This is a genomic window from Mesorhizobium sp. KACC 23794, assembly GCF_052180275.1.
GTDB lineage: Bacteria > Pseudomonadota > Alphaproteobacteria > Rhizobiales > Rhizobiaceae > Kumtagia.
Window position 1 is genome coordinate 5,178,083 of record NZ_CP197465.1, and the last position, 11,871, is coordinate 5,189,953.

The 11,871-nt window shown below is 65.9% G+C and carries 10 protein-coding genes; 7 read left to right on the top strand and 3 right to left on the bottom strand.

The genetic code is table 11. The features are described from left to right. Nucleotides 1-58 precede the first annotated feature (58 nt). Both ACSBOB_RS25455 and ACSBOB_RS25460 read left to right on the top strand, forming a co-directional pair. Complete coding sequence (locus ACSBOB_RS25455) at nt 59-1,288, top strand: CoA transferase (protein ID WP_442578840.1); 1,230 nt, start codon at nt 59-61, stop codon at nt 1,286-1,288. Beyond that, nucleotides 1,285-2,967 carry an acyl-CoA dehydrogenase family protein gene (locus ACSBOB_RS25460; protein ID WP_442578841.1) on the top strand — a complete coding sequence of 561 codons (1,683 nt, stop codon included), beginning with the start codon at nt 1,285-1,287 and terminating at the stop codon, nt 2,965-2,967. Before ACSBOB_RS25455 ends, ACSBOB_RS25460 begins: the two co-directional genes overlap by 4 nt. A 61-nt stretch (nt 2,968-3,028) precedes the next feature. Here ACSBOB_RS25460 and ACSBOB_RS25465 read toward each other — a convergent pair whose 3' ends face one another. The 3 genes from ACSBOB_RS25465 to ACSBOB_RS25475 all read right to left on the bottom strand — a co-directional run bounded on the left by ACSBOB_RS25465 (nt 3,029) and on the right by ACSBOB_RS25475 (nt 5,267). Next, nucleotides 3,029-3,721: an amino acid ABC transporter permease gene (locus ACSBOB_RS25465; protein ID WP_442578842.1), complete on the bottom strand. Its 693-nt coding sequence runs from the start codon at nt 3,719-3,721 to the stop codon at nt 3,029-3,031. After that, nucleotides 3,718-4,383: an amino acid ABC transporter permease gene (locus ACSBOB_RS25470; protein WP_442578843.1), complete on the bottom strand. Its 666-nt coding sequence runs from the start codon at nt 4,381-4,383 to the stop codon at nt 3,718-3,720. Before ACSBOB_RS25470 ends, ACSBOB_RS25465 begins: the two co-directional genes overlap by 4 nt. Before the next feature lie 68 nt (nt 4,384-4,451). Further along, nucleotides 4,452-5,267, bottom strand: coding sequence for a transporter substrate-binding domain-containing protein (locus ACSBOB_RS25475; protein ID WP_442578844.1), 816 nt, complete (start codon nt 5,265-5,267; stop codon nt 4,452-4,454). A gap of 328 nt (nt 5,268-5,595) precedes the next feature. Here ACSBOB_RS25475 and ACSBOB_RS25480 point away from each other — a divergent pair, with 328 nt between their 5' ends. The 5 genes from ACSBOB_RS25480 to ACSBOB_RS25500 all read left to right on the top strand — a co-directional run bounded on the left by ACSBOB_RS25480 (nt 5,596) and on the right by ACSBOB_RS25500 (nt 11,612). Then, nucleotides 5,596-8,040: a pyruvate dehydrogenase complex E1 component subunit beta gene (locus ACSBOB_RS25480; protein ID WP_442578845.1), complete on the top strand. Its 2,445-nt coding sequence runs from the start codon at nt 5,596-5,598 to the stop codon at nt 8,038-8,040. A 12-nt stretch (nt 8,041-8,052) separates the two neighbouring features. After that, nucleotides 8,053-8,805 carry an E3 binding domain-containing protein gene (locus ACSBOB_RS25485; RefSeq protein WP_442578846.1) on the top strand — a complete coding sequence of 251 codons (753 nt, stop codon included), beginning with the start codon at nt 8,053-8,055 and terminating at the stop codon, nt 8,803-8,805. A 50-nt stretch (nt 8,806-8,855) separates the two neighbouring features. Next, the gene (locus ACSBOB_RS25490) at nt 8,856-9,968 is read left to right on the top strand and encodes an Ldh family oxidoreductase (protein ID WP_442578847.1); all 1,113 of its coding nucleotides are present in this window, start codon (nt 8,856-8,858) and stop codon (nt 9,966-9,968) included. Beyond that, nucleotides 9,965-10,585, top strand: a complete 621-nt coding sequence (locus ACSBOB_RS25495; protein ID WP_442578848.1) for an SDR family NAD(P)-dependent oxidoreductase — start codon at nt 9,965-9,967, stop codon at nt 10,583-10,585. Before ACSBOB_RS25490 ends, ACSBOB_RS25495 begins: the two co-directional genes overlap by 4 nt. A 250-nt stretch (nt 10,586-10,835) precedes the next feature. Next, nucleotides 10,836-11,612: an SDR family NAD(P)-dependent oxidoreductase gene (locus ACSBOB_RS25500; protein ID WP_442578849.1), complete on the top strand. Its 777-nt coding sequence runs from the start codon at nt 10,836-10,838 to the stop codon at nt 11,610-11,612. The last annotated feature ends 259 nt before the right edge of the window (nt 11,613-11,871 follow it).

The following is an 11,871-nucleotide window of genomic DNA, read 5'->3' on the forward strand; positions in this document are numbered from 1 at the left end:
GGCGACGCCGCGACGGAATGCTCCGCGCCTCGTTTCGAGAAGACGGGGCGCAGTCGGAATGTACAAACTTCTCAAAGGCATGCGGATCGTCGAGGCGGCGTCGTTCATCGCCGCGCCATCCTGTGGGCTGCACCTTTTGCAGCTCGGCGCGGAGGTGGTCCGCATCGACCAGATCGGCGGCGGGCCGGACTTTTTCCGCTGGCCACGCGCAGCCGGCGCCAGCCTCTATTGGGAGGGACTGAACAAGGGCAAGAAGTCGATCGCCGTCGACCTCGGCAGCCCGCAGGGCCGCGAACTGGTGACCAGCCTGATCGCCGCGCCCGGCCCGGACCGGGGCATGTTCCTCACCAATTTTCCGGCTGCGGGTTTCCTCTCCTATGAGCGTCTGAAGGCAAAGCGCGACGACCTGATCGTGCTGCGTGTCATGGGCCGGCCGGACGGCACGACCGCCGTCGATTATACGGTGAACTCCGCCATCGGCATTCCGCAGATGACCGGCCCGGTCTCGATGGGCGACGAACCGGTGAACCATGTGCTGCCAGCGTGGGACCTTCTGGCCGGGGCCTACGCCGCCTTCACGCTGCTGGCGGCCGAGCGCCATCGGCGCGATACCGGCCAGGGCCAGGAGATTCGCGTGCCGCTGAGCGACGTCGCCATGGCGAGCCTCGGCCATCTCGGCCAGATCGCCGAGACTGCGATCACAGGGGCCGACCGGCCGCGTTACGGCAACGAGCTTTTCGGCGCGTTCGGGCGGGATTTCGTCACACGCGACGGCAAGCGAATCATGATCGTGGCGATCACCCAGCGGCAATGGTCGGGGCTTGTCGAAGTGCTCGGCATCGGCGAGGCGGTCGAGCGCGCCGAGGAAGCGGCCGGCGTATCGTTTGCCCGCGACGAAGGCGTGCGGTTCGAGCATCGAGAGACGCTCAATCCGCTGGTGGCGGCCGCGATCGCCGGGCGAAACCAAGGCGAACTGACCGCCGCACTCGATGCCGCCGGTGGCTGCTGGGGGCCGTATCGGACGCTGTCGCAGGCGCTTTCCGAGGACCCCGATCTTTCGGAAGCGAATCCGGTCTTCGCCAAGGTTCAGCACCCGAGCGGCCCGGCCTATCTCACGCCCGGCTCGGCGGCGAGTTTTAGCGGTCAAGAACGAGACCTGCCAGGACGCTCGCCTGTGCTCGGCGAGCATACGGACGAGGTGCTTGTGGACATTCTCGGCCTGTCGGAGACTGAGATCGGCGCGCTGCACGACAGGAAGATCGTCGCCGGGCCGGAGACGCAGAATTGAGCGCGACCGGACTGGCGTCAACGGCGGAGGCTAACACCCCTCCGCTGGTCGAGTTGCTGTCCGCGGCATCCTACGCCGCTGGCCGTTATCTCGCCGAAGCGCGCCGCGCTGTGGCGGAACGGGTCACCGTCGACGGACGCATTTCAAATGCCAGCCTCGACCGCGAGCAGCGCGCCGCGCATGGTTTTGCCTGGATTGCGACGACCGTCACGGCAATCGAGAAATCCACCGCCTGGGCCAGGCGTCTGGACGAAGCAGGCCGGCTGGGCGGGATGGAGGCGCTGGCGCTCAGGATCGGCATCGGCGAATATTTTTCCCAGCTCATCGGCGGCCTGCCGATGAGCCAGAACGAGATCGCCCGGCCGATGGATCTTGGCGTCGAGGCGGCGGCCGAGAGGCTTGCGCGCGATCATCACGTCGATCTGCTGATACGCGGCGGCAATACGGCGGAGAACCGCGCTGCACTGGTTCAAGGATTCCAGGCCGGCGGCGGCATCGCCGAGGATTTCGGCGACGAGACGCTGGATATGATCCGCGGCCAGTTCCGCCGATTCGCCGACGAGCGCATCATTCCGCAGGCGCAGAAATGGCATCTCGAAAACGCGCTGATCCCCGACGAAGTCGTGGCCGAGATGGCGGAACTCGGCGTGTTCGGCGTGTCGATCGATCCCGACCATGGCGGACTTGGCCTGGGCAAGGTCGCCATGTGCATCGTCACGGAGGAACTGAGCCGCGGCTGGATCGCCGCCGGCTCGCTCGGCACCCGTTCGGAGATCGCCGCCGAATTGATCAGCCTCGCCGGCACCTACGCGCAGAAGGCGCAATGGCTTCCCGGCGTGGCCAGCGGGGCGGTGCTGCCGACCGCCGTATTCACCGAACCGGATACAGGTTCCGACCTCGGCAATCTGGCGACGCGCGCGGCCCGCAACGCGGCCGGCGACTGGGAGGTCTTCGGCTCCAAGACATGGATCACCCATGCCAGCCGCAGCGATTTGATGACGCTTCTGGTTCGCACGAAGCCCGACGTGAAGGGCCATTCCGGGCTTTCCATGCTGCTTGCGCCGAAACCGCGTGGCACTGAGGCGGACCCCTTCCCCGCCGCGGGCATGAGCGGCAGCGAGGTCGAGGTTTTGGGCTATCGCGGCATGCGCGAATACGAGCTGTCCTTCGACGGTTTTGCCGCGCCGGCGGATGGGCTGCTGGGTGGCGTCGAAGGCGAAGGTTTTCGGCAATTGATGCGAACCTTCGAAAGCGCGCGCATCCAGACGGCGGCGCGCGCCGTCGGCGTGGCGCGGCGGGCCTTCGAGTTCGGCCTCGACTATGCGATGACGCGCCGGCAGTTCGCGCGGCCGATCATCGAATTCCCGCGTGTCTCCGACAAGCTGGCGCTGATGGCGGCCGAGATCGCCATGGCGCGGGAACTGACCTATTTCGCGGCGCGCGAGAAGGACAAGGGCAGGCGCTGCGACGTCGAGGCCGGCATGGCGAAACTGCTGGCGGCGCGCGTCGCCTGGAGCAATGCAGACACCAGCCTGCAAATCCATGGCGGCAACGGCTATGCGCTGGAGTTCGAGATCAGCCGCGTCCTGTGCGACGCGCGCATCCTCAACATTTTCGAGGGCGCCGGCGAGATCCAGGCGCAGGTGATTGCGCGCGGCCTGCTCGCCGGGTCGAATTGACGGCTCCATGAAAAAGTTTGCCGCATCGGCGGGCGCGGAGGTGACTGGCTTGTCGCCGAAGTCAGGCTGACGTCATGATTAACGGCTTCTCGGGCTTGCGCACGATGCCGACGGCCATGCGGCGTTCGAGATAGCCAGCATAGAGCGACAGCGGCCAGCATAGCGAGAAATAGATCAGCGACGCCGTGCCGAACACCCAGACCGGCTCGAAGGTCACCGTGTTGACCTGCACCGAGGCACGCGCCACTTCGGTCAGGCCGATCAGCGAGGCGACGGAGGTCGACTTGACGATCTGCACCATGAAGCCCACGGTCGGCGGCAGCATGAGACGCACCGCCTGCGGCACGATCACCAGCCGCAGCGTGCGGACGAAACGGAAGCCGAGCGCCGTCGACGCTTCCCACTGGCCCTTCGGGATCGCCTCGATGGCGCCGCGAAAGATCTCGCCGAAGAAGGCCGCGCCGTTGAGGCAGAAGGTGAGCGCCGCCGCCGTCCAGGGGTCGGGCCGAAATCCCAGCAGCGACGAGCCGTAATAGGCCATAAACAGTTGGATGAGCAGGGGCGTGCCCATGAAGAACTGGATGTAGCCGGCGGCCAGCCAGCGCAGCGGCCTGGCCGGCGCCACGCGGATGGCGGCGACGATCATGCCCAGCACACCACCGCCTACGAAGGCTATGACAGCGAGCAGGACCGTCCAGCGCGCCGCCATCAGGATGAACCAGAATTCGTTGAAGCCAAATTCGCGAAGGCTCATTGCTTCCACCGGAACAGCAGGCGTCCGGCGCCGGCGAGCAGCAGGCTCGCAGCCTGGACGACGACGAAATAGATGACGGCGACGATGATGTAGACCTCGAAGCTGCGGAACGTCTGCATGACCAGGTTGTTGGCGATCGCGGTGAGTTCCTCCGCAGCGATGGCGCCGACGATCGAGGTGCCCATCAGTTGCAGGATGAACTGCGCCGACAGCGACGGATAGACGGCGCGCACCGCCGGGACCAGCACGACGTGGCGGATAATGCGATAGGAGCTGAGGCCGAGCGATTTCGCCGCCTCGATCTGGCCAGCGGGGATCGACTCGACGCCGGCGCGCAGGATCTCCGTGGCGTAGGCGCCAAGATGGATGGACAGCGCGATGATCGCCGAGGTGCCCGGCGTGAACTTCATGCCGATCAGCGGCAGCGAGAAGAACACGATGTAGAGCTGGATGAGCAGCGGCGTGTTGCGGATCAGCTCGACATAACAGGCGATCGCCGCGGACAGCCAGCGCGGCCCAAAACAGCGGCCGACAGCGCCGAGGATGCCGATGGCCGTGCCGAACAGGATCGACAGGACTGCGTATTCCAGCGTCAGCGCAAGCCCCCACAGGAGCCTGTCGAGATGCACCAGAACCGGGCCGAATTGCAGGACGGTTGTCATGGCTCGCTTGGCAATGAAAACCGGGGCCGTCGAACGGCCCCGGCACTGAGGTCAGGAAAGCGATCCGATCAGAAAACCGGCAGCGTCGGAAGCGGCTGGTTGCGATATTTCATCGACAGATTTTCCAGCGTGCCGTCGGTCTTCAGGGTGAACAGCCAGGTGTTGATCCACTGGCGCAGATTGTCGTTGCCCTTGGCGACGCCGATGCCGAAATAGAACGTCTTCAGGATGTATTTCTGCTCGAAATCGTCGCCGTTCTGCGCCTTCTTCAGGTAGATCTCACCATAGTCGCCGCCGCCCATCGCGTCGATCTGGCCGGACACCATGGCCTGCAGCAGCGAGGAATAGTCGTCGAAACGCAGGATCTCGATGCCGGGATTGGCTTCCGCCGCCTTGGTCAGCAGACCGTCCTCGCCGGTGCCGCGCGTCAGCCCGACCTTCTTGCCGACGAGGTCGGCATGGCCCTTGATCGCCGTGCTCTTTGGCGCGATGACGACCGCCGATTGCCCCGCATAGGGGATCGAATAGTCGATCTGGATGGCGCGCGCCGCGGTGATCGAGAAGATCGAGACGACGGCGTCGACCTGCTTGGTGAGCAACGCCGGGATGCGGCCCGGCGAGGTGACCGTGACGAACTCGACCGGCACGCCCAGCGCCTCGCCCATCTTGTTGGCGACTTCGATGTCGAAGCCGGTGGGCTTCAGGTCCTTGTCGAGAAAACCGTAGGGCGGCGTGGTCGTGTCGATGGCGACGATCAGCTTGCCGCGCGCGATGATCTCGTCGACGGTCTGCGCGTAGGCCGGCGATATCAACGACGCCGCGGCAGTCAAGACGAGGGCGCCGAGCATGACGCCCAGTGAACCCCACTTCGATAAAGTCCTCATGAATTCCTCCCGATGCATGTGACGCGCCGACCGCGCCGTGCTCGAAAAGCGGCACGCGACAACGCGCTTGACCCGCCGATCCGATACGAGCGCCCTGCTCTCCGCAAGCGCGATAAAGCCGTTCCTCCCGCTTTATGAAAACTATGCTATTATAATCTAATGGGCTTGTCCACGCACGGCGCTACCGGTACTGCCTACTGTTAACAAAAAACATCAGTGACGGCAGGCGCGTGGCGGATAGCCGATTGCGGAACCCGACAATCATACTATAATGCTATTATAACATTAGGCGTCAGCCCTCGGGTTATGCACGCGAGCAGGTGGGGAAATGGCCAGTTCAAGCAGCGCCGTCGCCGGCAACAGTTCCGCTCGCGCGGGGCGCAATCTCGACATCCCGCTTCTGCTACGGCTCTACGAGCAGATGGTGCTGCTGAGGCGCTTCGAGAGCGTCGCGCAGACGGCCTGCCGCAAGGGCGAGACGCCGGGCTTCCTGCATCTCTATATCGGCGAGGAGGCGACGGCCGTCGGCGCCTGCGCGCATCTCAGGCCCACCGACTGGGTGACCTCGACACATCGCGGCCATGGCCACGCGCTGGCCAAGGGCATGCATCCCAACATCCTGATGGCCGAACTGTTCGGCAAGCGCGACGGCTGCTGCGGCGGGCGCGGCGGCACCATGCATCTCTACGACCGCTCGGTCGGCCTGTTCGGCACCAACGGCATCGTTGCCGCCGGCATCAGCCACGCGACCGGCGTCGGCATTTCCGCGAGGGCACAAGGCCGCGACGACATCGGCGTCGCCTTCTTCGGCGACGGCGCCACCAACCATGGCGGTTTCCACGAATCCCTCAACTTTGCCGGCATCCAGAAGGCGCCGGCGGTGTTCGTCTGCGAGAACAATCTTTACGCCACTGCCACCCCACTGAAGACCGCAACGCTCAATCCCGAGATCGCGACGCGCGCAGCCGCCTACGGCATCCCGGGCATCGCGGTCGACGGCAACGACGTGCTCGCCATGTATGACGCGATGCGCGACGCGGTACACCGGGCGCGGCGCGGCGACGGGCCGACGCTGATCGAGGCAAAAACCTACCGCACCGTCGGGCACCACGAGGGCGACCCCGTCACCGGCACCTACCGCACCCAGGCCGAAGTCGACGAATGGCTGGGCCGCGATCCGATCACAACCTTCCGCAAAAAACTGCTGGAGGAATTCGAGGCAGCCGCCGCCGCCGAACTCGACGCCATCGACGACCGCATCGACAAGGTCGTGCAGGAAGCGCTGGAATTCGCACGGCGCTCGCCCGAGCCGGATTCGGCGACCGCGTTCCATCACGTCTTCGCCGAGCCGCTGAACCCTGCCGACGCGCTGGCGGCAAAGCCGAGGACCGGCGGGCCGGTGACCAGTTGGCTCGACGCGGTACGCGACGGCATCGCGGAAGAGATGCGTCGTGACCAGGCGATTCTCTACTTCGGCGAAGGCACCGGCGAGCGCGGTGGCACCTTCGCCCACACCAAGGGGCTGTGGGCGGAGTTCGGGCCGAACCGCATGGTCGACACGCCGATCTCCGAACAGGGTTTTACGGGCGCCGCCGTCGGCGCCTCAGCGACCGGGGCACGCACCGTCGCCGACCTGATGTTCGCCGATTTCATGTTCGAGGCCGGCGGCCAGATCGTGCTGCAGGCGGCAAAGCTGCGCTACATGTCGAACAACCAGATGAGCGCGCCGATGGTGGTGCGCGTCGGCGCGGGCGCGGTGCGCAGCGCCGGGCCGCATCACTCCGGCGCCTATCATCCGGTCTGGGCGCATGTGCCGGGCCTGATCGTCTGCGTACCCTCGACGCCGGCCGACGCCAAGGGCCTGATGAAGACGGCGCTGCGGGCGTCCGACCCGGTGATGATGATGGAGATGAAGGCGCTTTTCGCCACCAAGGGCGAAGTGCCGGAAGGCGAACATCTCGTACCGTTCGGCGTGGCGCGCATCGCCCGCACCGGCAAGGATATTACGATCGTGTCGGCGGGCCAGCTCGTGCATCGCAGCCTTGAAGCGGCGGAAACGCTTGCCGCCCAAGGCATCGACTGCGAGGTGATCGACCTCAGGACCATCGTGCCGCTCGACGTGAAGACGGTGGCGGAAAGCGTGGCGAAGACGCATCGGTTGCTGATCGTCGACGAAGGCTGGGCAATGTGCGGCGTCGGCGCCGAACTCGGCCAGGCGATGAACGAGATCGCCTTCGACGATCTCGATGCGCCGGTCGGGCGGCTGCATACGGAGCCGGTGTCGCATCCGCTGGCGCCATCGCTGGAACGGATGATGCTGGTCGATGCGGCGAAGATCGTGGCGGCGGCCAAGGACGTGATCGCCGGCCGCGCGCCGGTGCCGTCGCATTGGCGCTATCCGGGTCTTGCGGCGGCTGCGGCCGCCACGGGCACGGCGGTCGCTGCCCCCGTCGCAGCTACAGCCGCCGCAGCAGCGGCGAACACCAATCTCCCGGCGCCGGCCGCAACGCCGGCACCAAGTTCGGCAGCGGCGGCCGGCAATGGCGGCGAGCCCATCACCATGCCGTTCGGCGACCTGACGGTCAGCGAGGGCACGATCATCCGCTGGGCCAAGGCCGAGGGCGAGGCGGTGAAGGCCGGCGAACTGGTGGCGGAGATCGAGACCGACAAGGCGGTGGTCGAGATCGAGGCGCCGTCCGCCGGCACGCTGACGATCGAACAAGCCGTCGGCACGGTGGTGCCGATGGGCGGCCGCATCGGCGCCGTGCACTAAGGGGCGGCGATCATGAGCACCGCCGCCCATGCCCTGCAGCGCCTGCGCTCCACGCCCTATGCGCGGCGCCTAGCGCGCGAACGCAACCTGTCGCTGTCGGCCATAGCGGGAACCGGCCCGGACGGCCGCATCACCGGCGACGACCTGATCCATTTCAGGCCGGCGCAGGTTGAAATCGCCCGACAGCCCGCCCCGGCGATTTCGGCTCCTGTCGCCGCAGATGCCGCTCCTGCGATTGCCGTGTCGCCAAAGGTGGCGGTTGCCTCCACGGCGGCTCCGTCGGCTGTCGTCGCTCGTGTCGTTTTCTCGGCGCTTGAGGCCTTGCTTGCGCAGATCGCCGAACTCCGTCCGGGTGTCTCACGAGAGGACATCTGCCTGAAGGCCGCGGCGTTCGCATCGGAAGCGGTCAAATCCGTTGCCCCAGATCGGGCGCTGCTTCTGCTCAGCGCTCCCGACAGGCGCCAGCGGCTGATAGACTTGGCCGACGCCTCTCTCAGTACCATCTCGAAAATGCGGCAGCAGGCCAATGACGCAGGCGAGGCCACACTCGCGGTCTCGTTCCTCGGCCGCGCCGGCATCCGTCCGGTCGCTGCACGGTTGATCGGCGGCGGCGTGGCAAGGCTGGTGGTCGGAGCCGGCGAAAAGGACGGGTCCGCCGAATGCCTGCTGAGCTACGATCCGTCTAGGGTCGGCGACGAAGATGCCGAAGAATTTCTTGGCGTGTTCAGGGACCTTGTCGAGACGCCGTTCCGCCTTTTGGTCTAGTTAAAAGACGGCAGCCAATGCCGCAACGGAATCACCGGGAGGATTTTTGAATGGCGATCGAGCCGATCGATGGGTTCTTATGTCCAGCGTCCGCGCTTTCGGCCTATGTGAGCGGCCTCTTGCATGCAGGCGGCGCAAGCACGGAAAGCTCGGAGGCGGTGGCCCGGGCAGTTGTCGACGCCTCGTCGCGCGGTGTCGACACCCACGGTGTGCGGCTGGTTCCCTGGTACATCCAGATGCTGGAAGGCGGACGCATCAACAAGACGCCGTATGTCACGTTCTCGAAAAAAGCCTCGGCGGTCGGTCATGTCGATGCCGATAACGGTTTCGGCCATCTCGCCAGCTTCCGCGCCATCGAGGAAGGCATCGCTCTAGCCAAGACAAGCGGCGTCGCGGCGGTGACGGTCGGACGCTCGACCCATCATGGCGCTTCGGGGGTCTACGCGCTTGCGGCGGCGCGTGCGGGTTTCGCCGCAATCAGCATGACGCATGCCGACGCCGCCGTCGTGCCGTTCGGCGGCACGAAGCCGTTCTATGGGACCAATCCGATCAGCTTCGCCGTGCCGGCGCCCGGCGAGGAGCCGATGCTGCTCGACATGGCGACGAGTTCGATCCCCTACAACCGCATCTTCCTGCGCCGCGCGACCGGCACCCCGCTGCCGCCCGAAGTGGCGATGACTGCGGACGGCGTGATGACTACCGATCCGTTCCAGGCGACCGCGGTACTGCCGGTGGGCGGCGCCGGCTTCGGCTACAAGGGCGCCGGGCTGGCAGCGATGGTCGACCTGTTGTGCTCGGCGTTTTCCGGCATGGGCCACGGCTTCACCATCCCGCCGCTGGCCGGAACCGCGACCAAATACGATAAGCCGATTCCCATCGGACATTTCTTCCTGATCCTCAACCCGGCGATCTTCCAGGCGCTCGCCGCTTTCGACGAGCGAGTCGGTGCCTTCCTCAACGACCTTCGTGCCCAGCCGGCGCAGCCGGGGCAGAAGGTGATGGCCCCGGGCGATGTGGAAAAGGCCGAGGCCGAACGCCGGGCGAGGAACGGCATTCCCATCGACCGCACAACGTGGGCGCAGTTGAAGGATGCCGCGTCGCGTTACGGCCGGGACGTTCCCGAGGCGCGCGAGACTTCCGGCACCGCAGAGGCAAAGGCGTGAACATCGACCTCGACGGCAAGATTGCACTGGTTGGCGGCGCCGAGGGCGCATTGACCTCGGCAGTGCGCCAGGCTCTTGCCGACAATGGCGCGAAGGTCGTCGAGAGCGATGTGGCGAGCGCGGCGGAAATCGTGGTGGGCGGAGCAGCTCAAGGCGATCCGTTCGCGCTTGTGCTGGTCAGCGAAGGCGCCAACGGCCTGCCCGATCTGGACACCGGATTTGGACCTGAGCGTGCCGATTTCATCGCCGCAATCCGGCAACTCGCCCCGAGGCTGAAGCGCGTCGTGCTGGTGTTTTCGGCGGCCGGCTTGGTGCCGGTAAAAGGTTTCGCCGACTTCTCCGCCGATCAGGCCGGGCTCTCCTCGCTGACGCGGACGCTGGCGATGGAACTTGGCCCCACCACTGTCGTCAATGCTGTGTCGGTCGGTGCCTATGAGGCGGACGGCGAGGTGCGGACGCAGCGCTTCCTGACGCATACCGGCGTCAAGCGGGCGGCCACGCTGGACGAGATCGTCTCCGCCGTGCTGTTCCTCGCCGATCCGGACAACGCGTACATGACCGGACACACGTTGAACGTCGATGGTGGCTGGGCGGCGGGCTATGCGCGGAATTTTTGAGAGCGCGGAGTGAGGATCAGTCGACCACCACTCCGTCTCGGGCTTCGCCCGAGCCACCTCTCCCCCGAACGACGTGGGAGAGGAAAAGCTCCGCGCTTTTCGCCCCTCCTCGCACAAGTGCTACGTAATAGTATGTCGCGCAGACGCGGCCGGCTTTCCTCTCCCCCGTCGATCGGGGGAGAGGTGGTTTGCGAAGCAAACCGGAGTGGGGGTCGACCATCCACGCAGAATTGTCGAATGGAGCCCTCCCATGCGCACTGATCTCACCGGGCAGGTGGTCTTCATCACCGGAGCCGCTGGCGGCATCGGCCGCGCCGCCGCGCATCGGCTGGCGGCGAACGGGGCAGCTATTGTCGTCGCCGACATAAACGCCGAGGGCGCCGAGCGCGTCGCAGCCGAACTGCCGAGCGCGCTCGCCGTTTCGATGGACGTGCGCCGCGCCGAGGACGCAAAACGCGCCGTCGACCTGGCTATGGAAAAATTCGGCAGGATAGACGTGCTGATCAACAATGCCGGCGTCAACACGTTCAAGGACCGCGTCGATATAGATCAATTCTCCGAGGAGGAGTGGCACCGCATCGTCAGCATCGACCTCGACGGGCTCTATGTCGTCAGCCATGCCGTGCTGCAGCCGATGGTCAAGCGCGGCCATGGCCGCATCGTCAACATCGCCTCGGTGGTTGGGGTCACGGCGATGCGGCTGCAGAGCGCCTTCGTCGCGGCCAAGGCGGGCATGATCCACCTGACCCGCTCGATGGCGCTGGAACTCGGGCCAAAAGGCATATTGGTCAACTCGCTGGCCCCCGGCTCGGTCCTGACCGAAGGGACAAAACAGCTCTTCTACGGCGACGACGGCTCGTTCCGCGCGCAGATGGCGGGATTCATGAACCACATCCCGCTTGGCCGCCCGGCCCATGTCGAAGAGATCGCGGAAGGCATCCTGTTCCTGAGCGCGCCGGAAAATTCCTACATGACCGGCCACCTGATGATGGTCGATGGCGGCTGGACGGCGGGGTACATGTTCTGACAGATTTGAGGTGCGTCCTTCGAGGCTCGCCGCGAAGGACTCTCACCTTTCTTTCAACGCGTTGCGGGCTCGCGCCTCAGGACGGGGGCCGGCGTGCCGGCAAGGCCACTCGCCAGCGCCGGCACAAGAGATATACATCCTGCCGAGACACCGACTTTTGCGATTGGCCTTCCCGGCACGCCGATCCTCATCCGGAGGCGCGAGCCTGCACGACATTGCAGATGGGAGGCGAACCCCAACGGGCGAGCCTCGAAGGACG